This window comes from Falsiruegeria litorea R37 (assembly GCF_900172225.1).
In the GTDB taxonomy this organism is placed as follows: Bacteria; Pseudomonadota; Alphaproteobacteria; order Rhodobacterales; family Rhodobacteraceae; genus Falsiruegeria; species Falsiruegeria litorea.
In genome coordinates this window covers 36,556-61,060 of sequence record NZ_FWFO01000001.1, presented here as the reverse complement: position 1 = coordinate 61,060, position 24,505 = coordinate 36,556, and the positions used below count along the sequence as shown (strand labels likewise).

24 protein-coding genes and 1 tRNA gene are annotated in these 24,505 nt (G+C 53.8%); 20 read left to right on the top strand and 5 right to left on the bottom strand.

The features are described from left to right. The first annotated feature begins 195 nt into the window (after nucleotides 1-195). The 14 genes from TRL7639_RS00325 to TRL7639_RS00260 all read left to right on the top strand — a co-directional run bounded on the left by TRL7639_RS00325 (nucleotide 196) and on the right by TRL7639_RS00260 (nucleotide 14,650). Entirely contained in the window at nucleotides 196-1,437 is a 1,242-nt protein-coding gene (locus tag TRL7639_RS00325) for a dipeptidase (protein ID WP_085793834.1), read from the top strand. 53 nt (nucleotides 1,438-1,490) lie between these two features. Then, on the top strand, nucleotides 1,491-1,976 hold the full coding sequence (locus TRL7639_RS00320; RefSeq protein ID WP_085793833.1) for a FixH family protein: 486 nt from the start codon (nucleotides 1,491-1,493) through the stop codon (nucleotides 1,974-1,976). Further along, on the top strand, nucleotides 1,966-3,138 hold the full coding sequence (locus TRL7639_RS00315) for a cytochrome-c peroxidase (protein WP_085793832.1): 1,173 nt from the start codon (nucleotides 1,966-1,968) through the stop codon (nucleotides 3,136-3,138). The genes TRL7639_RS00320 and TRL7639_RS00315 overlap by 11 nt, the downstream gene beginning before the upstream one ends. Before the next feature lie 15 nt (nucleotides 3,139-3,153). Then, nucleotides 3,154-3,549 (top strand): GYD domain-containing protein, encoded by a 396-nt coding sequence (locus tag TRL7639_RS00310; RefSeq protein ID WP_085793831.1) that lies wholly within the window; start codon nucleotides 3,154-3,156, stop codon nucleotides 3,547-3,549. Continuing rightward, on the top strand, nucleotides 3,542-5,011 hold the full coding sequence (locus TRL7639_RS00305; RefSeq protein ID WP_165759712.1) for a metal-dependent hydrolase family protein: 1,470 nt from the start codon (nucleotides 3,542-3,544) through the stop codon (nucleotides 5,009-5,011). Before TRL7639_RS00310 ends, TRL7639_RS00305 begins: the two co-directional genes overlap by 8 nt. Nucleotides 5,012-5,071: 60 nt before the next feature. Continuing rightward, the gene (locus TRL7639_RS00300; protein WP_085793829.1) at nucleotides 5,072-5,335 is read left to right on the top strand and encodes a DUF3302 domain-containing protein; all 264 of its coding nucleotides are present in this window, start codon (nucleotides 5,072-5,074) and stop codon (nucleotides 5,333-5,335) included. Continuing rightward, a complete protein-coding gene (locus TRL7639_RS00295) occupies nucleotides 5,332-6,255 on the top strand; it encodes an efflux RND transporter periplasmic adaptor subunit (protein ID WP_085793828.1) in 924 nt (307 codons plus the stop codon). Before TRL7639_RS00300 ends, TRL7639_RS00295 begins: the two co-directional genes overlap by 4 nt. Beyond that, on the top strand, nucleotides 6,237-7,499 hold the full coding sequence (locus TRL7639_RS00290) for a carbohydrate porin (RefSeq protein WP_085793827.1): 1,263 nt from the start codon (nucleotides 6,237-6,239) through the stop codon (nucleotides 7,497-7,499). Before TRL7639_RS00295 ends, TRL7639_RS00290 begins: the two co-directional genes overlap by 19 nt. 495 nt (nucleotides 7,500-7,994) lie before the next feature. Further along, on the top strand, nucleotides 7,995-8,417 hold the full coding sequence (locus TRL7639_RS00285) for a hypothetical protein (protein WP_085793826.1): 423 nt from the start codon (nucleotides 7,995-7,997) through the stop codon (nucleotides 8,415-8,417). Next, nucleotides 8,410-8,907 carry a hypothetical protein gene (locus tag TRL7639_RS00280; protein ID WP_085793825.1) on the top strand — a complete coding sequence of 166 codons (498 nt, stop codon included), beginning with the start codon at nucleotides 8,410-8,412 and terminating at the stop codon, nucleotides 8,905-8,907. Before TRL7639_RS00285 ends, TRL7639_RS00280 begins: the two co-directional genes overlap by 8 nt. A gap of 1 nt (nucleotide 8,908) precedes the next feature. Further along, nucleotides 8,909-10,201: an AAA family ATPase gene (locus tag TRL7639_RS00275; protein WP_085793824.1), complete on the top strand. Its 1,293-nt coding sequence runs from the start codon at nucleotides 8,909-8,911 to the stop codon at nucleotides 10,199-10,201. Between the two features lie 88 nt (nucleotides 10,202-10,289). Further along, a complete protein-coding gene (locus TRL7639_RS00270; protein ID WP_085793823.1) occupies nucleotides 10,290-10,547 on the top strand; it encodes a hypothetical protein in 258 nt (85 codons plus the stop codon). Nucleotides 10,548-10,745: 198 nt separating this feature from the next. Beyond that, nucleotides 10,746-11,087 (top strand): hypothetical protein, encoded by a 342-nt coding sequence (locus TRL7639_RS00265; protein WP_165759711.1) that lies wholly within the window; start codon nucleotides 10,746-10,748, stop codon nucleotides 11,085-11,087. 260 nt (nucleotides 11,088-11,347) lie between these two features. Next, nucleotides 11,348-14,650 carry a DEAD/DEAH box helicase family protein gene (locus TRL7639_RS00260; protein ID WP_235820212.1) on the top strand — a complete coding sequence of 1,101 codons (3,303 nt, stop codon included), beginning with the start codon at nucleotides 11,348-11,350 and terminating at the stop codon, nucleotides 14,648-14,650. 348 nt (nucleotides 14,651-14,998) lie between these two features. Here TRL7639_RS00260 and TRL7639_RS00250 read toward each other — a convergent pair whose 3' ends face one another. The 4 genes from TRL7639_RS00250 to TRL7639_RS00235 form a co-directional block, all read right to left on the bottom strand. Further along, nucleotides 14,999-15,943: an ornithine cyclodeaminase family protein gene (locus TRL7639_RS00250; protein ID WP_085793820.1), complete on the bottom strand. Its 945-nt coding sequence runs from the start codon at nucleotides 15,941-15,943 to the stop codon at nucleotides 14,999-15,001. A gap of 75 nt (nucleotides 15,944-16,018) precedes the next feature. Next, nucleotides 16,019-17,674: a TniB family NTP-binding protein gene (locus TRL7639_RS00245; RefSeq protein WP_165759710.1), complete on the bottom strand. Its 1,656-nt coding sequence runs from the start codon at nucleotides 17,672-17,674 to the stop codon at nucleotides 16,019-16,021. After that, nucleotides 17,671-18,363 carry a Mu transposase C-terminal domain-containing protein gene (locus tag TRL7639_RS00240; protein ID WP_085793819.1) on the bottom strand — a complete coding sequence of 231 codons (693 nt, stop codon included), beginning with the start codon at nucleotides 18,361-18,363 and terminating at the stop codon, nucleotides 17,671-17,673. Before TRL7639_RS00240 ends, TRL7639_RS00245 begins: the two co-directional genes overlap by 4 nt. 36 nt (nucleotides 18,364-18,399) lie before the next feature. Next, nucleotides 18,400-19,629, bottom strand: coding sequence for a TnsB C-terminal domain-containing protein (locus TRL7639_RS00235; protein ID WP_085793818.1), 1,230 nt, complete (start codon nucleotides 19,627-19,629; stop codon nucleotides 18,400-18,402). A gap of 562 nt (nucleotides 19,630-20,191) precedes the next feature. Between TRL7639_RS00235 and TRL7639_RS22855 the strand changes: the two genes are divergently transcribed. From TRL7639_RS22855 to TRL7639_RS00205, 6 genes are all read left to right on the top strand, one after another. After that, on the top strand, nucleotides 20,192-20,506 hold the full coding sequence (locus TRL7639_RS22855; RefSeq protein WP_165759709.1) for a hypothetical protein: 315 nt from the start codon (nucleotides 20,192-20,194) through the stop codon (nucleotides 20,504-20,506). Nucleotides 20,507-20,602: 96 nt separating this feature from the next. After that, nucleotides 20,603-21,034, top strand: coding sequence for a c-type cytochrome (locus TRL7639_RS00225; protein ID WP_165759708.1), 432 nt, complete (start codon nucleotides 20,603-20,605; stop codon nucleotides 21,032-21,034). Nucleotides 21,035-21,045: 11 nt separating this feature from the next. Beyond that, nucleotides 21,046-21,387, top strand: a complete 342-nt coding sequence (locus TRL7639_RS00220; RefSeq protein ID WP_085793816.1) for a copper resistance CopC family protein — start codon at nucleotides 21,046-21,048, stop codon at nucleotides 21,385-21,387. A 2-nt stretch (nucleotides 21,388-21,389) separates the two neighbouring features. Further along, a complete protein-coding gene (locus TRL7639_RS00215) occupies nucleotides 21,390-22,256 on the top strand; it encodes a CopD family protein (protein WP_085793815.1) in 867 nt (288 codons plus the stop codon). An 8-nt stretch (nucleotides 22,257-22,264) separates the two neighbouring features. After that, complete coding sequence (locus TRL7639_RS00210) at nucleotides 22,265-22,702, top strand: c-type cytochrome (RefSeq protein WP_085793814.1); 438 nt, start codon at nucleotides 22,265-22,267, stop codon at nucleotides 22,700-22,702. 864 nt (nucleotides 22,703-23,566) lie between these two features. Beyond that, nucleotides 23,567-24,106 carry an RNA 2'-phosphotransferase gene (locus tag TRL7639_RS00205; RefSeq protein ID WP_085793813.1) on the top strand — a complete coding sequence of 180 codons (540 nt, stop codon included), beginning with the start codon at nucleotides 23,567-23,569 and terminating at the stop codon, nucleotides 24,104-24,106. A 145-nt stretch (nucleotides 24,107-24,251) separates the two neighbouring features. Here TRL7639_RS00205 and TRL7639_RS00200 read toward each other — a convergent pair. Continuing rightward, nucleotides 24,252-24,327 (bottom strand) — tRNA-Lys (locus tag TRL7639_RS00200). Nucleotides 24,328-24,505: the final 178 nt, after the last annotated feature.

Genomic DNA, 24,505 nt, shown 5'->3' with positions numbered 1-24,505 from the left:
ACGGCAATATGATGTTACTGTACCCAAGGGATAAGACAGCCACGTTTTCCCAGACTAACTTCGAACATAGATATGTCGCCACCACCATATTTTTTCCAACACGCGCAAAGGCTTCGCGGATTTGAAAATTTTCTCGCCAGCCGCAGTTACAGACTGTCCACGAAATCCGGGCACCACCATTGAAAAGGACAATTCATGTCAAACAAGAACACGTTTTCCCGCCGTGAACTGATGGCCCTGGCAGCGCAATCCGCTGCGGCCCTCCCCCTTCTTGGTGCACCGGCCCTGGCCCGCGAACTGGATGAATATGGCGGGTTTAGTGGCAACAAGAATTTCAAATACATCAGCGCCCCGGCAACGGTCTATGATTTTGGCCTAACACCGGAACAGGAAGATCACGCCAAGGAATTGCACGAGTCCCTGATCATCTTTGACGGTCTTTCGGAGTGCACATTCTACCCCGAGTTCATCACCAACATGAAACGTGGGGGCGGCACATCTGGCAACTTCTCGATTGGGATTTCGGACATGCTGCGCTGGACCCCGGACACCGTTTTCAAGCCGCAGGAATGGTGGAGTTGGGAGGCGTTGAATAGGGATCTGGATGCACTTTATCGCATGATGCACCTATTCCGAGATGACGCGATGATGACGTTGAACCATGCGGATATTCTGGAGGCAAAGAAAACCGACAAAGTCGGCTTCATGCCGGGCACACAGAACACCAAGTTTCTGGACGACGCTGTAAATCGCCTGGACGAGATGCACCGCAAAGGGCTCCGCATCGTTCAGATCACCTACAATGCGACAAACGCAGTCGGGGCTGGCAGTGCTGAAGCGCTGGAAAACCGCTTTGGTCTCAGTCGCTTGGGTCACATGGTGGTTGAGCGGATGAACGAGATTGGGATGCTGGTCGATACTGGCCACAGCTCGCCTGAAACTCAGATGCGTGCGGCGGAAGTCTCGACCAGGCCCATCGTCATTTCGCATGCGGGGATGTTGTCAAAGATTAATCAGACACGGGCGACAACGGATGAGGCCATCAGGGCAGTCGCTGACAAAGGCGGCGTGATGGGGGTTATCAGTACGCCTACGGCCATTGCTGGCAGTGACAAATGCACCGTCGAAGATATGCTCGATAACGTTGATCATGCGGTTAACATTGCAGGTGTTGATGGTGTCGGATTCGGCTCTGATTTCATTATCCCGGCGACATTCGAACAAATCCTGTCTGCCCCGGAATGGGACGAAGAAGTCGTCGCAAACATCGGAGAGTTCGAGGTTTGGCCCTGGTCCGACGGGCATGTGGGCTGGGAGAACAACTCGGCCTATCCGAACATGACCCGTGGCCTGATCAAGCGTGGCTATTCGGACGAAGACATCGCCAAGATCATGGGTGGAAACTTCCTGCGAGTGATCAAAGACACCATTGGGTAGACCAGCGAAAAAGGAGGCCGGAGGCATCATACGTCTGTGGCTGGCTCAACATCATGCATTGGTTGCTCCTGCTCTTGCTCTCAATCTTCGCCCTGCCGGATATGGCAGGCGCAATGGATGCCATTGGCAAGGTGCGCCGGGAACGCCCGGCGGATCTGGACACGTCCACAACAGTGGCCACCCGGTACGGAACGTTGCAGGCGTCCTATGAGACTGATTTTCCTAAACTTCCTCTGAATGGCGTGCACACTTGGCGATTGTCCTTGCAGGACAAGAACGGCCTGCCGGTTGTCGGCGCGGACATAGTTCTGACTGCGGACATGCCCGAGCATCTGCACGGCATGACCACCACTCCGCTCGTTCAAGAGTCTGATACACCGGGTCTGTACCTTGTTCGTGGAATGAACTTCCACATGCCCGGGTACTGGGAGGCCACTCTGGACATCTCGGGAGCAGGAAGCCGTCATCTTTTGCGTTTCAACCTGATTATCGGTGAAAACCAGAGTGCCCCAGCCAAGGGAGGTACAGATGGAAGCTAAATCTCTTGGTTCGTGGGGACGGGTCGACTTGTTGCTGGCAGCATTCTGCTTTTGCGTGGTTCTATCCAACCCGAGCAAGGCCGCAGAAATTGATCCCATTGATTGGACTGAACGCGAGTTGGCGCTGATCAAATCCCTATCGTTGTCCCAACTGCCGCCTCCACCACTTTCACCTTCGAACAAATACGCCAATGATCCAAGCGCCGCAGCGTTGGGGCGTGCGATATTCCACGACACCCGGTTCAGCGCCAACGGTAACGTCAGCTGTGGGACCTGCCATCGGCAGGACTATGGGTTCACCGATGACCTTCCCCAAGGCATCGGCATTGATGTCGCCAGCCGCCGCACCATGCCAATTGTCGGAATGGCCTATCAGAAATGGTTCTTTTGGGACGGTCGGGCGGATTCGCTCTGGTCACAAACACTTGGCCCGCTGGAAAACCCCGTTGAGCACGGGATTGACCGGTATCAAGTGCGACAGCTTGTGATGACGCATTACTTGCAGCCCTATCAGCAGGTGTTTGACGGCGACGCCAAAAGCCAATCGGTCAATCAGGTGTTTGCGAACATCGGAAAGGCGTTGGCAGCGCATGTCCGCACAGTGCTGCCGGAAATAACCCGGTTTGATCTGTATGCCGACGCGTTGCGCAGCGGCAGCAACAAAATCAGCATCCTGACGACAGCGGAAACACGTGGTCTGAGGCTGTTTGTCAGCAAAGCCAAATGCGTCAATTGCCACAATGGCCCCATGTTCACCAACGGAGAATTCCACCATTCGGGAACTCCGGAAAACGGAGAACCGGATGCGGGGCGGGGCGCAGCTTTTCACGATCTTGAGGCCACAGAATTCGGGTTCTTTGGTAAATGGAGCGACGCAGATCCGCAGGCAGACGGTGATCATATCCGGTTCTTAGACCGGAATACGCACAAGTACGCTGGCACGTTCAAGACACCTACCTTGCGTGGCGTGTCTGATCGCCCTCCGTACATGCACAACGGCGCTTTCAACTCTCTGGCACAGGTTCTGAACAACTATCGCGCCGTGTCCGGGTCGACGCTCGCGGACGAGGTATTCCACGGTGATCTGACGGATCGGGATCTGGTCGATCTTGAGGCGTTCTTGGGAACCTTGTCGTCAAACTCCAACGATATTCACAACTAGCTAAGGGGAAACTCAATGAAAATGATGGCTCTGGTGACTGCGCTCTCAATCCTTGCGACCAGGGCACATGCCGAAGGAACGACCCGCTATATGCTGGAAGGTATCGCAGACCCATCGACCTGGGGTGCAATTCTTGCAAATCCTCAGGATCGTGGCCCCAACGCCGAGGCGCTCATGAACGCCGCAGGATGCGAGCTGATCGACTACTACTTTGGGATGTACAACTACAAAAGCTACGTCGTCATTGAGTGTCCGAAATCCGTCGATATCGGGCCGATTCAGATTACCATGTTTGGAGCTGGAACAGTCGATACTGGCACCGCGACTCCCATTGTGACCACATCGGAAATGGTTGACGTGGCAAAGGCTGCTCAGAAGATATCCGGCTCCTATGGCGGGCCAAGTGAGTAATCAACGCACCAGGCACGCAAGCGGTAAGAAACTGAACATGCTTTTTGCCTGGATATTATGCGAAGGGAAAAAGCTTTTGAGTACAACATCTTGGAGAATTGATATGATGATGAAGGCACTAACAGTTATCGCGTTTTCCCTCGCAGCGACGATGGCCTCGGCCCAGGATGAGCCAGCACAGACATTGTTTACGAACGTCAATGTGTTCGATGGTGTCAATGACGGGTTGCTTGAAAACGCAAACGTGTTGGTTGAGGGAAACCTGATCAAGACAGTCTCGACCGCTGCGATTAACGCAGGCGGGGCGACTGTTATCAACGGCGACGGGCGCACCCTGATGCCCGGCCTGATGGATATGCATACGCATTTGTCTATTGTGCGGGAATTATCAACGGCGCGTCACGAGCTTAGCCCTCTTGCACATGGCGCAATTGCGATGAAGCGGGCTGAAGGCATGCTCATGAATGGGTTTACCACTGTCATGGATGTCGGCGGGCCGGCGACTTATCTAAAGGACCTGATCGACGGAGACGCTGGCTTTTTTGGGCCGCGCATCTATTCCGCCGAGGCCTTCATTACGCAAACTAACGGGCATGGGGATTTTCGCACGCGGATGGAATACAACCCCAACAACTCCGGGGGGATTAGAAGTTGGTATGAATACTACACGGCTTGCATTGCCGACGGCGTAACCGAAATCCGGCGCTGTGGCAGAGAGAACTTTCGGAAAGGTGCAACTCATCTAAAGATGATGGTCGGTGGCGGTGTTTCCAGCAGGTTTGATCCGCTGCATGGTTTGCAGGGCTCACCCGAGGAAATTGCGGCAGCTGTGGAAGTGGCGCGAAACATGAAGACCTTTGTGACCGTGCACGCATACACCGATGAATCCGTTCGTATGGCTGTTGAGGCCGGTGTTCCGCATATTCTTCACGCTCCATTGATCACCGAAGAGACGGCCAAGTTGATGGGAGAAAAAGGCGTCTACATGCAGCCCAATCTGGAAGCGGTTCTCGGGCTTTCAGAAGAGAATGCAGCAGCGTTTCTGTCACCGGCAAGCTTTGCCAAGTGGAAATCGATCTACGACGAATACCCTGTCGCCATGGAGGCGGCGCTCAAGCATGGGGTGAAGATCGTATTTGGCACCGACCTTCTGGCTGAGTGGAATCAAACCCTCGGATTCGACAAGACTGCGGCCCTCGAATTGCTGCAACTGGAGAAATACCTCGGCTCGGCTGGCGCGCTTCGGGCGGCAACGTCAACGGCAGCAGAGATCATCGATCTTATGGGGCCAAACAATCCATACACAGCAGGCGCTCTGGGTGTTGTTGAGGAGGGTGCATACGCTGATCTGCTTCTGGTCGACGGCAACGTTTTGGAAGACCTCGCGCTTTTGACTGACCCGGGCAAGAACCTTGTCGTGATCATGAAAGACGGCGTGATCTACAAGAATACGCTGAACTGATGCCATAAAAGCGGGTGGCTCACGCTGCCTGCTGACGAAATTTGAATTAGGGGAGTTCTCATGACCGCACTTGATTACATCGCTATTGGTATGATCCTTTTCATGGCGGGTCTCGGGATAGGGGTTTTCGTATTTCTAGGTGGTTGGCCCGGTCGGGTGGCTGCAAAGCGCAGACACCCCTATCGATCAGCGGTTTCCGTCGGCGGCTGGATTACCTTGATTGCTGGTGGTGTTCTATTCCCCCTCGTGTTGATTTGGGCCTATGCCGGATCCACGGATGCTGAAGTAGCTGCGACGGATGTCGCGGAAGGCGGTGCCGCATGATCATGCTTCTGGTAGGTGGCTATACGGGCCTGCTTTGGGTGCTGGTAAAGGTTGGCGTCTTCCCGAAATGGTATGGCTGGATGAAGATCTCACCCATTGTTGTGGGTGTCGTCGCTTTCATGGTGATCTTCCTGCCGCTCAACTGGAATGCGCCCATGGGCGGAACTGTGGTCACAGTCGGCTCCGTCGGGATCAAGCCAGCAGTTGCTGGACCTGTGACCGAAGTTGTCGCCGTCTCGCACACGCCGATTGCCAAAGGCGAGGTTCTGTTTGAGATCGACAAGACACCTTACGCGGCGGCTGTGCAGCAAGCTAAGGCTCAGCTGTCTCTTGCCCAAGACCAATTGACACGCAAAGCGAAACTGTTGGCAAGTAACACGGTCGCTGAAGCCGAGGTCGAAGCCCTGCGCGCCAATGTGGCGGTGGCCGAGGCGGCCGTCACCCTTGCTGAGGTTGATCTGGCAAACGCCACCGTCCGGGCGCCTTTTGACGGTATTATTCCTGCCATGACCCTGCTGTCAGGCAACCGGGTGACGCCCAATGTGCCGGTGCTGGCGTTCCTCGACATCGACAAGCCTGTCATCAATCTTGTCCTGAGCCAAAACCAAATCCGCAATGTCAAACCAGGCCAAAAGGCCGAGGCGGTGTTCAAAGCATTTCCTGGACAGACGTTCCAGGGAACCGTATCGGGCCTCTATCTGACATCTCCGGATGCAGAATACGATCTGGATGGCGCTACGCCCGAAGTGCCGGCAATCACCGATACAACCTATGTCGTAGTGTTGAACCTTGAGACACACGGGGTAACCCTGCCGCCCGGCTCTTCCGGTCAGGGGCTGGTGCTGACAGATCAGGGGGCAAAGTTCCAATTCATCAATCAACTGACCCTACGGATGACGACATGGTTGAACTTCTTCTGATGTGGTGCCGGATTGCATTGGCTGTCTTGGTGGCAAGTTTTGCTTCAGCTGCGGTTGCTCAGGACTTAGGTCCTCGGGATCGGCTTGAGGTCGCCGCGACAACTTCGATAGGTGGCCCTGCGAGCGCCGAAGCACAGCAGGAACAAGATCGGCTGCGCAGGCTGCAAACCTCACGATGGCCCGGATTTGACCGCACCATCGATCCTGCTGAGTCCTGGAAAGAGAGGTTGCGAAAAGACACCGGCCTTGCCCTGTCGTTTGACTATCAGGCGCTTTATCAGACCTCCAACAGCACCGTTTCCGGTGTTGACCAAGGCGCGGCAGGACAAGCCAGAATTCTGGGCACATGGACACTTGCAGATCGTGACGGCAGTAACCCCGGCAGCTTTGTCTTCATCCTCGAGAACCGGCACAAGCTGGGCCTGGACCAGACACCCGCCGGTCTCGCTGGCGAGATTGGCTATGCCGGGCTCACTGGCCTGACCTTTGGCGACAATGGCTCCGTCCTGTCTGTTGCCTATTGGTCTCAGGCGATCATGGGAGGGCGCGGCGGCCTCGTTGCGGGCCGAATTGATCCGGGCGATTACACCGACATTCTGGGCTACGTGAACCCCCGCACCGGGTTTCAGAATTTTGCGATCAATTACAACCCAGTCCTGACAATCCCTGATCCCGGCTTTGGAATCGGTGGCGGCGTCCACCTGACCGATCAGATCTATGTGCTTGGGATCGTTTCGGATGCAAATGGGTCGTTGACGGATGTTGACTGGTTTCCGGGAGGGGCCGAGTTCTACAAATACGCTCAGATAGGCTGGACGCCCGCCCGGAACCAACGCTACCTGACCAATATCCACCTCGGTGCCTATCACATCGACGCCCGCGCGGACAAAGGCCTGCCATCCAGCTCGGGTGTCGTTCTGTCCGGCAACTACACATTTGAAAACGATCTGATGATATTCGGGCGGCTTGGATGGTCCGACGGCAATGACCCGATTGCCCAAAGGGGGGCTACAGGCGGGCTGATCTGGCGACCGGGGTTCTATGATGACCTGATTGGCATCGCTGCAACCTGGGCAGAACCCGTAACCGCCGGGTTGAAAAATCAAACCACATTCGAGGCCTTCTATCGCCTGGACATCTCTGACAATTTGGCACTAACGGCAGACGTGCAATATCTCAAGAATCCGGGATATAACGCAGATGATCCGCTCGTGCTCGGCCTTAGGTTGAGGTTCAACCTGTAAAAAGCCGACTTAGTCGGCGTGCGCAACGAAAATCGGAAAGCCGTTCGATGCGCTGTGCAGAAACGTCTGATAAGAACTGCCTGCCGTCATTGCGAGCGGCCGAAGTCGGTAGCAATGCTCTGGATCCGGGCTGCAATATACCCCGAATCGTCTTACTGCTGGCAACTCAAGACCGATGAAATCTGCCAACCCAGTTGGCTGAATCAGCTTTCCCCGCACACTCAAAACGGGAAGGTTCCCGGAACTACGCGGTGAATTTTCAGTTTTTTCGTTCTCGGTCTTGACGTCGCGACCCAAGTTCCTCCAGCCTTGGAGCATGACCAACGCACGCATCAACTGCCAGCGAATATCGACCTGAGGTCGATAGCCCACACGGAAACCTGTGGGAGGCAGCATTGGTATGCGGGCGGGGTTTATGTTCCTGTAATTGCTCCAGATTAGAGTGCACGAGTCGGTTCGATTCCGACGCCTCCTACCACTTATTGGAGGCAAAACATGTCCGACAACTCCGGATCCAAAGACGAACCCACACGCCCGCTCAAGTTACATGCAAACGACGATTTGGTCGCGGAAATCAAAACCCGCATTGTGAATCGCGAGCTCAAAGAGGCGGTTCTGTTCGATATGAGCACCGGCCGGATTTACTCTGATCTCGAATTGGAGAGTCGGCGCTTTCTAGGCTTAGACGCTGTGATGAAAATCGTCTTTCCGATGATTGCCTTTGACGCGGACAGCCGAACTCATTGTCGTGTTGCTGATCTCCTGATCGATCTGCCTGACAATGATTTCAGCGCACTGAGGTCGGTTGTGCAGGCTGAGATTCAAGAGGGTCTTAGCCGGTTGGTCGTCCATTTTGAGAACCTTAAGCCGAACAATCCGACCGGAGCTAAAGAAGGGACGGAGCAATCCGATGACTGAAGGCTTCGATTACGACGACATCCGTGGATCGGTCGAGAAACACCTCGGCGAGGACAATGTCGGCTGGGTTCAGATCGTCACCGAGTGTTTCGAAAACATCAAACTGCACTGTGACAAGGTCGAAAAGAGTTTTCCTCCCGTCGGCCAGATCAAGCAGAAATACGGTTCCCTTCGCATCCACTTGGATGGCGTGCGAGAAGACCCGTTCATCCAGTCGATTCTGAGGGAGGCGGTTCAGAAAGCAGACAGATCATGCGAGCGCTGCGGAAACGCCTCGGCGATTCAGTGCATCGGTTACCGGTATGCTAATCTGTGCTGCTGGCATGCCCATGAGGCGGCCGCCGAACGAATGGCGGACTTTCCGACGGTCAGCTTGAATACCCAAGTCCGGAGCGAAGCTCTCCAGTGCCGCAGCTGTGGCTACTTCGGGCAAATCTCCTGGGGTGTCTCTGGTCACCGGTGTCCCGCCTGCGTCTCAAAGGGGTGGTGAGATGGAGGCCGACACAACATGGATCGACGGCGAGGTTTTTGCCCTGGCCGGGTTCGATCACGACAACGCGGACATCGTCAGGGTGGCCCTGATTGCTGTGAGGGATTGCGACTGTTGGGACACCATCAAAAGCATGGTTCTCGAAACGGCTAGAGTCAAAGATCTCAGGGAAGTCTTGTGCAATCGGGTCGAGGAGGCCGCACAATACAGCGACGACCCGGAAGACTGGCGCGAAGTTGAATTTGATCGGTTGACGGAGATTGATCCGTTTGCCGCAATCAGCGGAGCCAAAGCGTTGGATCAGATGGCCACCAGGGATATCTGGTTGAATGTCATGGCACTCATCGCGAAGGCCCACGCAAAGGCAACTTCTCAGGATGCCTATACCGGAAGTGGCAAACAGCCAGGAGTTGCTCGCTACCTCGTCGACAATGTGAACTTCGAATACCTGCCTCGGAACCTTCAAAGGGATATGCCAGCCCATATCCGGGAACTCGTCGAGTGGAGTGAGCAGTTTGCCAGGTTGGCATCCCTGAATGATTTGGACACGCTCCGGGCCGTGTCCAGACGCTTCCCTCATTGCGAGCGGCTCATTGAAGGTATTGCTGAGGGCATTGAAACTAGCTGGGGCATGGGGTCGGACATCATCCAAATCCCGCCCACACTCCTTGTCGGGTCACCTGGCGTTGGCAAAACTGCGGTGGCCAGACAGATCTGTAAGGCGCTCGATCTGCATGCTAAAATTGCAAATGTCGGCGGGAAATCCGAAAATCATCTGTTTGGCTTATCCGCTGGGTGGCACACTGCGCATCCCGGAATCGTAACAGACGCGGTTGCTACAGCCCGAGTTCTGAACCCAGTGATCATCCTGGACGAGATCGACAAGACACATTCCGGGCGCAATGGGGACATTGCTGGCGAACTCCTGGGCATGTTGGAGCCGTTGGAAGCCAGGCGCTACCGGGAGAAGTACCTGGCGGCTGACGTGGACGCCAGCCATGTGAGCTGGATCCTCACAGCGAATGATCTGGAAAACGTTCCAGCTCCGCTACGCAGTCGCTGTACGATTTACGAGATCCCGGTGCCGTCACCGCACCAGCTGCCAGAGATCATCACAAGCCTTGTGGACGAGTACGCCTCAGAACACGGGCTAAGGCGGGAGTTTTTCAGGCTGGATGTCGGCGATGTCGAGGCTCTCACGGAGACCTACAAGGTCCACCACTGTGTCCGGTTCCTGAACCGGCTGGTCCGTGGCCTCCTGCACCACAAGTCGAGAAACCTTGCACGAAACTGAAGGAGCGTATGCCCGGCGGCCCGGGGCACGCCCGGGCTGAACAACCTGCCTAGCGATCAGTGCAGCCAATCACATGAAAGGAACGAGGATGCTGACAGTTGTTGTTTATGTGAACGAAACGCCAGTCGCCAGGGCGCTGGTCGGCAATATGTCCGATCTCGCTGATGTCAGCGACTACAAAGTCCGGGTGGTCGAGCACGGAGCACCTGACCTGGACATCCCGGCCAGCGATGTCACCGGCTGGATCAAAGACCATCCACGCCGAACCAGTGTGTGGCATCTGGTTCGCAAAATCGCAGAGATGGCAACAAGCGAACATAGCGGGTCAAGGGTCGGGACTGAGTGATGAGAGCAGTTTCATCAAAAACCAACCGTGCCGCCGATTTCACAAAAGTTCCGGTTTGGCCCTGACGGATCAACCCAACTCCCTGCTTGAGCGACATCAACGAAAGGAACCACATCAATGACTAGACCCAGACAAGAAGCAACATTCAAACCACTTCAATTTCGAGTAACGGAGGAGGAGTTTGACTATTTCTCAAAGATGGCAGCCGAATTCGCGGGCTTCAGACATGGCGCGAAAACCGCACTCTTTCGCGAATTGATTTCGCACTACGAATGCAATCCGGGCTCAGATGGCGATCCGTCGGGGAACTCGAATGTCGCCAACCGGCCTCTCAATGAGCAGCTTTCGAAAATGGAGGCCATTCTTGCGGATGTGGAGCGGCAGCAGGCCGCCCTGCTTGACCGATTAGGGGAACACGAGGAACGTGAATGCCGGCACAGCCCTGACAAATTTGGAACCGAGACGAGCGTTGCAAACCACTCTGAGCAAATAGGCCTCGGCGATTTGCTGAGCAAGCTCTCAGCGAAGATCTTTCGCTAGGACTCAGGTGAAACAACCTTAGAAAGTCGACCCTCATGGCGAGATCCAAAGGCGTGAAAGAACGGACAGAGATGATCAATCTCAATAGAACCTACATCCACTTGTTTTTGGGTGTACTTTCTGGATCATCAGAAGTGCCGCAACCGAGTTTCTTGCCTGGGCAATTGCTTCACATGCCAGATTAGGCCAATCATATGTTCCGCCTCCCGCCTTGGCTTCGAACCAAGCCAAACAAGATCCTGAAGACTACTGAGCCACCGATGGCCCTCGAAGCTGGGGACGCGGTCGCTAAGATTGGGACCAATATTGATCGGCCGGTCATTGATCTCTATCGCCCGCATATCGTCTCTGGCGACTGCCTGATCGTCACTGGTTACCAGGATTTTCTGTCCTCTCTTTCGATTTTGATGAAAGAGCTGCCAGACCTGAAAAATCCAGTGAACAAGAGCAACGACTGTATCCGGATCGCCTTCGGGATCGATACGCAAAATGCAAAGCGCTTTGGCAGGGCAAAGCCTGTATCCGAGGAAATGAAACTCTATTGGCTCGAGAGGTCCGGTCTTCAGGTGGAAGAAGAACGTGATCTGTTGGCTGTGCTTGCGAAGAGCGCAATCCAGCGAGGTAACATTGATCTCCGCGTGTTCGATCCTGAACTTGGCAGAGCCAATCTGGGCATTTCCAGTGATCGGAGAATGCACTCGAAAATTGTCTGCTCTCCAGTCGGCGCCGTCGCAGGCTCGGCGAACTTCTCTAGATCTGGCCTGTTCCAAAACATTAAATATGCTGATGGACTGGAAACAGGAACACACGCCCTTCAGCCTGAAAGACAGAAGGCCGCCGAGCAGATTTGGGAGAGTTCTGTCGATTGGAACGCAGCAGCCCTGGAAATCCTCGACAAGCTGATAAAGCCGGTTACTGCCGAAGACGCGGTTGCGCGGATGATTTGCGAGCAAAAAGGGTTCAAGCCCTGGCTCACCGGGGATCGGAAGGACATCACCTCCCATACACTCTATGGCTATCAACAAGACCTGACTTACGAGGCTTGTTCGATAGTCTATGACCACGGCCTTGCCTTCGTCGAAGCGCCGACAGGCTCGGGGAAAACTGAAATTGGCTGCCATCTCGCCGAGGCGCTTTCTGAGACGTTCTCCCGGGTCATTCCCAAATCTCCGGTTCATGGGGTGGCGCGCAAGAATGCAGCGGTGATCGCTCCTCCCAAGGTTATTCCGAGCTGGAAGAAATACTCGACAAATTCCCTGGCCGCAGTTGCCAACAGCATGCTCGCAAAACAGCATTTGCGCGGGGCGGGTGATGATAGAAAATCAGGGCTCAGGCTCGACCAGTACGGTGTCCTGATCATCGACGAAAGTCATACCGTTACGCCGGGGTTTGAACAGGCGTCCCAAATGGCTGCCGCCATCGAACTTGCGCCACCAAGCTGGAATGTCTGCCTGTCAGCGACGCTCCTTGGCAACCGGGATGTAGACTGGCTTGCTCATATGCAGGAGAAACGGGCATCAATCTACACCACGCCAGCTTTCATCCAGGAGATGGGAGAACTGTTCGAAAGAGAAATGAATGGTCTGTCTTGCCTGAATGGACAGGGAGAAAGCACGCCTGAGTTTTCTGAAACAGGATCAGCTCTCTCAAGGCAGGCTCGCGCAGAGCTTTCTAAACTCCTGTCGCCCTTCCTCACAAGAAGGCAACGGCGATGCATTGGCGAAAGCAAGGATCGAACGAGGCACAGCTATCCGAAGCTCGCCAATCATGGCCGTGCCAGGAAGCTGAAAACAACGAAGACCGAACAGGCTCAATTGGATGAGATTGTCTCGCTCTGCAAAGATCTCGCGCCCGGTGCCAGGGTTACGGCGGTGGAAAAATCCCGCTTTGGCCAGGCCAACACCCAGCAAAGCACGCAAGACCAACTCTACATCCGCAACCTTCAGAACATTCTCCGTGTCAGTTCCGCTCAAGCCCACTGGGAAATGGCCCAAGGGGCGATTGGAAAATGGCTTCGAGATTTCGAGCGCAAGACCGGCGCACGAAATCAAGACGATGGCATCCTTCAGGCTGACATGTTTTCGATGCTTGGAATTGATGCAGTGCCGTCATCTCCAAAGTGCGACGCACTTCAAAAGAAACTCAGTCTGCGCCCTTTGAGCGAACTGGACGAAAAACGCTACAAAGCCTGTTTGAAAATCCAGGAGAGCAAGGATCGAGTGGTTTTTCTTGCCGAGAGGATCGACACGCTGGAGATTTATGCAGAGGCGCTGTCTCAAAGAGGCCACCACATGAACTTCGTCGTGGGCATACCTGCAAGAGACAAGGAGCGGGCTGTAGAATCCGTCTTTGACGAGAGACCTGCAAGTTTCGTCCGCATCAAGGATGGCAAGTCAGTCGAATCCTTCTTCCGCCCTGGCGGGAGCAACTCCCCCTCCGGTCCTTCTTCTGTTTTCCTGACGTACAAAATGGCCGAAGGCATCAACCTTCAATCCGCTGACACTTTGGTCCTGCTCGGCGCCACTTCAAACCTGAAGGAGTTGATCCAAGGGCTCGGCCGGATTGATCGGATCGACAGCGCATTTGGCACCGTGAATTATCACCTCGTCGACATTCCGGTGGGCCAGTTCGCCTCGGATGAAAAGATCGCACAACGCATCGGGAACTACCGAACTTTGGCCGGCGAAGACCTTATCGACGCTGTGCTGGAGGAAGAACCGGAGGATGCCGAAGTGATCCTCGATAGCACTATAGAATATCTGGGATCTCAAAGAAGTCTGCGGAGTGGAAACCTTCATGACGTCCTAAGTCGCACAAAGCTCTCGGTTGCCCTTGACCGTATCAGGCTTCTGGAAAAGGCCGACATTCGCGGCACCTGGGGTGCTGAGCTTGCACTTCTTTCATCCAGCGAACGGTTTACAGCTCTCCATCTGAAAGGCGTGGATAAGCCCGGTAGCTTCTTCCCGCCGCGACTTGTTTTGCTTCGAGACACGGACGCAGGATTGGCCTTGGACCGGGACCAGGTGTCTTGTGCGACTTCGATTGAAACCGCTTTCGAGCGAACCCGACGTCTGGGCGCGGAAAAATCACACATGTCGCTGGCTGATCTTACAGAAGCCCTCGAAGCTATTTCGGGTCAGGTTGGAGCCCTGACGGAGTGGGATCTTCGTCCGGCTCGCGTCGAAAGCCTGATGATGGCCTGTGCTCAATTCATGAGCCGCAGCAGCCGACAGGACCTTGATGACCAGGATATGTTTGGTCATCTCTCGCTTCAGGCGGTCGAGATGGTTTGCGAAGCCTGGAGCCGCCTTCTTGATCCATTCTGGGAACAGGCAAAACACGAAGTACGAGCGAGTTTTGCCTATGAAGGCCTTCCGAAGGGCTACATCGCACTGGAGGCCATTTTAGAAATGCTTGGAAACGACGAGAACAGTTCCACCATGATCTTTGAAAAGATGAGCAAGGTTATCAACTCGGCCGAGCAGTTGTCTCGAAACCACGTCCCCGAGATCGGAGCGCGGGTTTCGGTCGTGCTCTTCTCAAAGGGGTCAGGTCAGCTCTAGGCTGGGTTTGGCAGTCCGTAGACGCCGAAAATGGTACCCTGAACGACAAGCCCGATTTGAAACCTTGATTGCCATTGGCTGATTCAGGACAAAACACTATTGTTTTCTGACGTTACAGAGGCAGGCACGAGTGAAAGCCCAGATGACCCCTTATTCAGACTTTCAGGGCAATTCTCGATGCAGAAGGAATCCCATATTCCGACTACGGGACCGCTTTCGTTAAAGAGTGGCATCAGGTGTTTTTTCACGACCCCGAAGGCAATGTTACCGAGGTGCATCAAGAAGTGGCTTAGGTTCGAGAGACGTTGAATTTAACTATCGAACCTAAGATGTTTGACGCGTTCCGTTTCAGATACCGACTTCAGTGGCCCTCCGAACCGCGAGAACGGCCGCTGCATAATCGCCCAGTGAAATTCCCCGAAATGCAAGAGCTGCCGGTCGAGCGCCGATGTTTTTCCCGCCCTCTCCCGAGACCAATTCGGTCAGATCGGCTGTGATATTCTTATAGGCAAGCATTGGTTTGTCACTTTCAGCCTCCTGCTTCCAGTCATCGACAATAACGGTCTTGAAAGCGCTCAAACTCTCGGGCTTCCATGGAATACAGGCATCGGTAATGGCAGCAAATGCATCTGACTTGAGCCACCGAGCATCGAGGAAGGGTTTAACGGAGTAATCAAGGGTTATCGATGAGATCACGATATCAGCGTCGTGCAGCGCTTCTTTTGGTTCGTCGGAAACCTTTGCCTCCAGGCCGATATCGCGGGCATGTCGGCACAACTTGTCGATACCGGTCTTGCCGCGACCAAAGACTCGGATGCGTTTTAGAGGGAAGAGGTCGTGGAAGGCATTCAAATGAGAATGGGCCTGCACGCCCGCTCCGACGAATGTGAGCGTTTCGGCTTCCGGGTCAGCAAGACGCCGAGCCGCCACGACGGACAATGCCGCTGTTCTTACCGCTGTGATCCAATTCGCTCCGAGGACGGCGCGCAAAAGCCCGGTCTGGGCGTCCAGCACCATGATAGCACCATTGATCGCTGGCAGACCTTTCGCCGGGTTATCAGGGCAGACAGTCACCTGTTTGACCACGATGAACCCATCATCGCCCGCCGCCAAGGTAGACATCGCATAGCGTCCATCACCGGGAAGGATGGCCGTTTTGGGCGCTGTGTGAAGCCGCCCTTCCGCCTTGTTAATCAACGCAGCTTCGATGGCGTCCGCGACTTCGGAAGGCCGAATGCCGAGCGCCTCCAGGTCACTATCGGAAAGGTAAAGAAAAGATCCGTTTGTGTTCATTGCGCCTGCTTTCGGTGTCTCTGACAGGGAAGTTTACCATGATGTACGACCGGCATCGTGCATTTCCGAAAATTATCAATCAGCTAGGGTAGCCAGGTCCCTCAATTTGACCAGATGTCCACGGCTGGTTTTGCCTTCAATCACAGCGCCGTGGGTTTTGATGCCCCGTTTGGCGAGGCCCGAAAGCAGTTTCCGTGACGTCGTATTTCTTGACTTGGCGATTGTGCCCAAGGGAACAAATTCACTTTGAAAGGCTGCCAGTTGCATTGGACTCACCAGGAAACTGACCCCAATCCCGTGAGACACAGTCCGAGATTCCAACAGCCCTTCCTTACACCAATGTGTCACTGATTGAGCTTTCCACCCCGTCAACTTCGCAACATCGTTGGCCGTCCAATCCAAAGAGTGCCGTTCTGATTTCAGAACGTATTCTACGTCGGATTTAAGGAACCTGAAATCGGCAAGTTTCGCATCGAGGGAAGCCAAAGTAGCCTGGACTGTTCCCTCACAGATCAGTTCCAATAGTTTCTTCAAGGCTATTTTGTCAGTCGTACGGCGCAGCGTAAGGTCCGAAAAAGCAACAGTGTCGCCTCCTGCATCTGTTGCCTTTCTTCGAATGCGCGAGACAAGTTCGATTAGGGTGTGGCACGCTGTCACCAAACCATGACGCCAGCTTTGATGATACAAATGTCCGTTGGCTAAACACTCTGGGCAAACCGGGTCCGACCAACGGCGATCATATTGCCAATCTAGAGAGGCAACATCAGTTTTGGCTTCGGGCGCAATGGCCGCCAATTCCCCTTGAGTAAGACGGCATGCCCTTTCCAAGTCGCTAATGTTTTCGATCAGCGGCCGTCCGTAACGGTAACCGAGGTCGGCGAAGAAATCAGGCCGGTGTTGCGCTTGAAGAACCGTTTTCGCGCTTCTTGCAATGCTCTCGTAAGTCAGAACGTTGTTGTTGATGAAGCCCACTGCACCATGCAAAACACGCATCACGACTCCAATTCGCCCACCGGAAACGCCATAGAGCCGTACGACCACCTCTTGAGAGTCAAAATCGAAACTGACACCAAGGTCCTGCAAATGACCAAATGCCGTAGCAATGGCGCCAGCGAAGTTGGTTTTTTCCTCCTCCAGCGACCAACTATAGGGTAGGATTTGAATGGTCTTCATAGAGCGGTCTCGGCACTGTTCAATCTCGTCAAGAATTTTCTGGAACTTGGGCAATCCGCAGAGAACGAGAGTTACGCCAGTATTATCTACAAGGCGCTTGAAGTGATCAGTGACGCCTCGCTTGGACAGATGGTGACCTCGTTCTGCACAATGGTTGCACTCATCCAGCGCAATCACCTGAATACCTTTGCTCGTGATTTCTCGGTAAAGTTGCGCTTCGATTTCTGAAGCGGAGAGCCCTCGCTTGCCGTTCAACCCTAGCGATGCAAGCATTGAACGGACAAGCATTTTGTCATTGGGCTTGTTGGGGATCGAGCCGATAGCGAAATCGCTGTCATACACCCAACCTTCAAGCTCTTTTGTGGGGCGCCCAAGTTCTCCCCGAATATCCTCCAGCATACGCGACTTCCCACACCGAGTGGGGCCGAGAAAAGGCACGATTGAACCACCAAGCTTCTGGGCCAGTGCAATGGTTTCAATCAATTCGTTGCGCGCCTTTTGATACAAGGTGTGGTGGATCGTCTGCTCGAGAACTGCTTTCAAGGCTTGATGGCTCAAAGGGGTTTCCGATTCTTGTTTGTTTTGGGCATGTTGTTTGGCATCACCAATGACGGTTTTTCTCGTTTGGGCTTGGCGGCATTGGTTGGGTCTACGCCTGGCGCATGGTTGGAACGTTCGATAAACTCGACATTTCGAGTGGCCGCGATCTGCATTGCCTCGCGCCGTTTCTTGGACAGACCTTTCCTGTTCTTGTCCTTGAAATCTTCGTAGATCTGCTGCTCGGCAAGAATAGCCTGAGTTTCGAGCTCTTCGATTTCGGGTGTACGCAGGGCTTTGCGGGCTTTGTCGAGCTGAGCAAAAGACAAAGCCGGACAATTTTCTCGCTTCGTGGGGACAAAGAAATGTTCCCTGGCGATTTCATCCCAAACGGCGATCTCCCGGATGTCGTTGGGATCGTAACGAATCTGGACCTTGTTGCGAATGCCAACGCGTTGGAGATAGGTTTGAAGTTCAAACGATGCGTATCGGATGTTCTTGTACATGATACCGTCGTGTTCAGCGACTCGGACGGCGTCTTCGACCATGAACATTTCTTTGATTTGCGCTTTCGGCGGTGCTGGTGGAATAATGTAGCGCTTGGCAAGCGACTCCCAGGCCGCTAAAGGCGACTCTTTCGTTTTCAGGATGTTCTGAACACGGCGCCTTTGTTTGATCGCATATGTGTCATATCTCCAGCGTTGAAGCATCTCCTCGACGTCATGGATGGTGTATACCGCTTCCGATTAGGCAATCTCAGTGCGTTTTTGAGCACCAATTTCCGATGTCTGAGAGGCTCCCTGAAACTGAGTAATGAACCGGCTGAGTTCAAGCATTAAGCGCTCGATGAACGGTTTCCTGTCGGGTTGACCGGGAACGCACTTTGACCAATCCAAAGTGGCCGACGACAAAAATGAAGCAATGAGGGGTCCGGAATTTTCAGTCCCTTGATCGGATACGATTTGTTGCGGTATACCGATGGCTTGAAATCTGTTTTGGATTCCAATTCGATCAAAAAAGGCGTCCGATTTGGGTGTAAAGATTTCCTTGATCGTCCTGGCCACAAGGCTGGAAGATGGAGCGCCCCAAGCTACTTGTAACCCCAGAATGACACCGGTAGCACAATCGATTGCTGCACATACCATTGGGCGGCCTACAGGATCGCCTTCGTCGTCAACACACCACACATCCAGTGTTGTGCTGTCGGCCTCAACCCGTTCAAGGGGAACTGTGATTTCTTGCAATTTCATAGCGAGCAGGTACTGCTTGCGCGCCTCGGAACTGCCCAATCTGAGCTTCACGATGTCCGCATGTGGTAAGCGTTGTACAATAGCCTTGACTGATTTGTGGCCACAGGGCCCCGGCTTCATGTCAAGCTCCTTACACTTCTCGCGGTACACGGCTCTCGCCAGTTTGCAGAGCTTAGTGATGGACATGCGATCTGACGTTAAGAATCTTTCTTCTAGAATATCGAGCGTGATATTCTCAAAGAGTAGGTCAAAGCGTGGTGTACGGTTTCCCTTGTTCTTGTGCTGTGGACGCAGGGCGGCTTCGCCTTTGTTTCGGTCGTCGGTGTCCCACTTCTTAACGGTTCTAAGAGATGGGAACCCACCCACTCTATGAAAGGCAAATGTGTCCGACGAAAAATCCAAGAACAATTGATTGTAAGCTGCTGTCCAAGTAAGGCCACCTCCGCGAAGAAGTCGGATTGCTGTCAGAATTCGCTTTCTGAAGCCGAGTTCCAGCTGATCCTTTTTGTCCAGCATGCGGTTCCGAGCACTTGTATCCTCATCAGGATCAAACGCCATTTCTGCGTGAATGAGGTCACGAAAGCGTTCATTGCTGATGACCACCTTAGAACCGTCCTTGTTGACCAGCGTCAAGGAGCCGTGGGTGACACCAACTTCGATGACTGAAAAAGCCTGATCGTCGAGTAGAACCAGCCAGCCGATGTATTTTTGGGCGGTGTCTTTCACAGTGGGACAATCTCCATATGGCTCATTTGGGTGGGATTACCTTTTGAGACGCGGGTGGCTGGACCGATCCGCCGGTTGCGAAGGTCAGCAGACAGAAGACCGCAAAGGATAGCGACTAAGAGCTCGTCGCTGGGCAAGCCAAAGTCGGACATTAGTTGACCGAGGAGCACGCTATTCTTGGGCAGATTTGAAAGCGCTGAACTGGTAGCCGCAGTTGGTTGCCGACCGCTCACTGCCTTGAGTGTCCGAACATTGCTGACCACGGTTGAGGTGAGTGTTTCGTCGGTAACCAAGATCCAGTGGCTACCTACCGCCTTGAAAAATTTGGGCAAGAACTCCCTGTGGAGACCCTCTTTCACCCATCTTTCAGCTTTGGTTTCGACGTAGGACGTTCGGCCGTCTTAGCACGCAGCGAAGGCCCGCTCTGGAGCCACTCTAACCAATGCTGCGCAATCCATGAACGTCAGGTAACGTTGTATTGGGTTTGAACTTGATATAATTTCTCCGTGTGAAGTACCTTCGAAACATAACCACAACGTTACTTGTCCTTCTTCTATTCTGCATGTCGGGACTGGGCGGCGTTGCGCACGCGTTGTCCAAAGATTGTGTTGGTGGGCATTGTGATGACCACCTGGTCATGGAAATGCAAGAAAGCCATGTTGGTCACGCTTCGGGGAAGCCAACGGATAGCGCTTCGAACGGCTCGAACGGAATGGAGCCTGATGAATGCAATCCGTTCCTGTGTAATGCTCTCGCGCTGACGTTTCCAGATTCCGAAGTATCATTTGACCAGTCTGAAGCAGCGTTGGCATGGCTGGTCACAAGCTTCTCGACGCTCAATGAACCGGAAAATCCGGACAGGCCACCTAACACTTGAAACAGATTTCCGACGCTGTTCACGGCAGTGAACACGTTCCAGTGTGCTGCGAATTATTTGCGGCACCACTCTGTTACATAAAGTTAGGACCAATACATGAACCGAAAATATCTCCTGATCGGCGCTTGCGCCGTGGCGACCGCCGCTGCCTACATCTTTCTACGCCCCGCTCCGGTTGACGACGTCGCGCAGTCGGCACCCGCCGAGGGCAATGCGATGGTGGCAATTCAGATGCCACCTATCGAGGGAAATGCTGCCATCGGACAACGTATATTTGAAAACGCGTGCGCAGCTTGCCACGGCAGCAATGCAGTCGGCATTGAAGGCGCCGGGCCGCCGCTGATCCATGTTATCTATGAACCCAGCCATCATGCAGACGAGTCCTTTCAACGCGCGGTCGCAATGGGAGTTAGAAGCCACCACTGGAAATTTGGCGACATGCCACCAGTTGAAGGCCTGACCCGTGGCGACGTAGCCATGGTTATAGACTACATCCGCGAAATCCAGCGCGCCAATGGAATAAACTGAGGAACCTCCCAATGAAGAAGCTCACCACAATTGCACTGACTTCCTTGCTTGCCACAAACGCTTTTGCCCATTCGAGCGTGGACACCACAACACCCGAAAACGGCGCGACAATTGCCGAAGTGCCCTCTGAGATCAGCTTCGATTTCGCGGATGATATTCGCCTGACAAAAGTTAACATGACTCATCAGGATGTTCATACCGTCACGCTTGATCTTGGAGATCAGACAAGTTTTGGCCGCGCGTTTGCGATCCCGCTTCAAAGCATGGGCGAAGGCATCTATCGTATTGAATGGCGCGGCTTGGGGGCAGACGGGCACGCCATGCAGGGCGAGTTCACGTTTACAGTGGATTGACCATGCCTGACATCTGGGGAATAGGCGCAATTTTGTCCAAGCTAATGCTCTATGTCGGTTTTGGTGGTGCGACTGGGCTTTTAATCATTCGGACTGCTTTTACCCACCTTTTGTCGCCACTCAGCGATAGGATGCGTGTGCAGATTGTGCTGTTGGCCGTGCTTTCATTTGCTGCCTCTGTCCTTGGTTTCATGCTGCGTGGCGGTGCCCTGACGGGCGGAGCGGATGGCATGACCGATCCGGAAATGCTCGGCCTGCTGTGGCGCACCCCGGTTGGCGACGTTCTCGTATATCGGATCACCGGAGCCGCATTAATCATCGGCGGAGTATTTATTCCCCTTGTTGGGCAATGGATCGCACTCGCGGGTGGATTGCTCGCTCTTTGGTCTTTTGCTCAGATCGGGCATGTCCCTGAACTGGAGACAACTGGCGTTCGCCTGCTATTGCTCATGCACCTTCTGGGAGTTGCGTTTTGGGTTGGCATTCTTAGTCCATTGCGGACGCTGTCGCAACGGCCCGAATATCTGAGCAAAGCGGCCATGTTGGGGCATCGTTTTGGGCAAGCCGCTTCGGTGATTGTTCCCGCACTGGTCTTGGCGGGGCTACTGATGGCTTGGATGTTGCTGGGCGATCTGTGGGCGCTGACAACAACAAGCTACGGGCAAATCTTGCTGATCAAGCTTGCACTTGTTGGCGTGATCCTGGCGTTGGCAGCAGCAAACAAATTGCGATTCGTTCCTGCCATGCAGGCAGGAGACCACAAGGCTGCCCGCCATTTGGCACGTTCCATTGAAATCGAAGCTGCGATCATTCTGGTGGTCCTTGCAGCAACCGCGACGCTCACCAGCGTTTTGACCCTACCGAATTGAGGTATCCCATGAACAGGCGGGACTTTTTAATCATCCTGTTTTTCAGCTTCGCAACGGGTGCAATTGCAGGTCACGAAATGGACAACCGAGATTTGGCTAATGGGCAGGACCTATACGCCGAACAATGTTCGTCTTGCCATGGTGCCAATCTCGAAGGGCAGCCGGATTGGCAGACGCCCGATGACAACGGCATTCTACCTGCGCCGCCTCACGACGAGAGCGGGCATACATGGCACCACGACAACCAGCTTCTATTCGAATACACCCAGCTGGGTGGCGAGGCGGCGTTGGCTGTGCGAGGTGTCACAGGCTTTGAAAGCGGCATGCCGGGGTTTGGTGATGCTCTCACCGATGACGATATTTGGGACATTTTGGCCTATATAGTTTCCACTTGGTCCGTGCGCGTTCAGGAAATTCAAGCGGGTCGCAATCTACCGCATCAGTGAAGCTATGTTGAGCAAAGCCGACTTAAGATTTTTGGCGGGAAATACCCGCAATTATCCGTTGATCCGCCTCGCAAAACCAGACTTTGCAATGGTCGCTATCTGCGCATGGCTGCTGTTGCTTGAGAAAGCAGCGACTGGCAGCAGCCCACACTATATCGACAAATGCTGAACCCGTATTCCTCCCGTTGGGGACGTTGAAGGTGAGACGTACAAACCGCGGCCCAAACTCAACTAAATCTTGCACTTTGCGACATCAAATACACTTAATACTGTTTGACGTCAGCGCCTATGGGTCCAAATAGGGTGATTTGATAAGAGAGTATTGTTGGCTCATCGTAACCACTGAGGAGTGGAAGATGAGGAAGACAACGAAGAGCCCTGGCGAGAAGATCGTCAAAGACATTGCCAACCAATTTGGGACCTCACCGGAACTGGCAGAGTATCGGATTAAGCGCCTGGGTCTATGGCGTGCGTACCAAAATCGCTCGATTGATCTTCGAGGCTGAACCTACGCAACTTTGCTGATGCAATTGTGTTTGCAGCCTGCTTTGGCGACGCTGCAGTGCGGCGATACCAACTTTGCTATAGTTGTTAAAAGTTTAAGGTGGCTCAGGCCGAGCATCAATGTCTGATGTGCCTGGCTGCGCCCGCCGCATTTCGAAACCGTGTTGGATATCGGGTTTGGGCCGCCTCATTCGGGCGAACTCCGTCTTGGGCCCTGATGCTTCTACTACATTGAGGTCTGGAACAAGCCAAAATCGATGAGTTCTACGATTGGACCGAACGAGTGCTTTATATGTAATTCCTAGGCGACTTCGTTCGTGTTAATCACCAACAAGACTAACGCACTCTCGCGGATTGGGTATGAGTAGAGAAAGCAAATTTTTAAGCTTGGTGCTTCGGCACAAACCTGAGGAGATCGGTCTTCAGCTTGATAAGCATGGATGGTGTCGTGTTGATGAACTGCTGCGGAAACTGAAAAAAGCCAACCGCAAACTAAGCCGGGACGAACTCGTTCAACTTGTGGAAAGCAGCGATAAAAAACGGTTCACTTTTTCTGAGGATGGTTCCCGGATTAGAGCAGCGCAAGGTCATTCGGTAGATGTGGACCTTGGCTTAGAACCTCGGCGCCCACCAGACGAGTTGTACCACGGAACGGCCAGCGCGAATTTAGATGCAATTTTCTCCGATGGGTTAAACCCTGGGCGTCGTCGCCAAGTGCATCTGTCAACCGACCCTGAGACCGCCGTGCGCGTTGGTCAACGGCACGGCAAGCCAGTTGTCTTGCGTGTCGAAGCGAAGCGAATGTTCGGCAATGGCTTCGAGTTCTTCTGTGCGGATAATGGTGTTTGGCTCACAGATAAGGTACCGGCAAGTTATCTTGGATTCGGGCAAACTGGCTGACAAAAGGTCAAACTGAGCCCGCCTGCTGTGAAACTTGTCCAAAACGATCGCGGTGCTTTGCGCTGACATCTACCGCTAAACACGACACTTGCACGCTTATGCGTTCAAAACGCACTCTTATGCGTTAATGACAATAAGGAAAAAGTGGTGAGCCGTGCAGGATTCGAACCTGCGACCCACTGATTAAAAGTCAGTTGCTCTACCAACTGAGCTAACGGCCCACTCTTTTCTGCTGGATCTCTTCGATCCGTGGCGCTCTCTAAGACATTTTACCGGGAAGGTTCAAGGCCTTATTTTACGCTTCGTGTCGCTTTGTTTCCGGTGTATCAGGCGACCCGATAGGCGGCCTAATTAGGGAGAGGGCGCGGGGGGGTCAACCCCTTTTTTCCAGAATCTTGC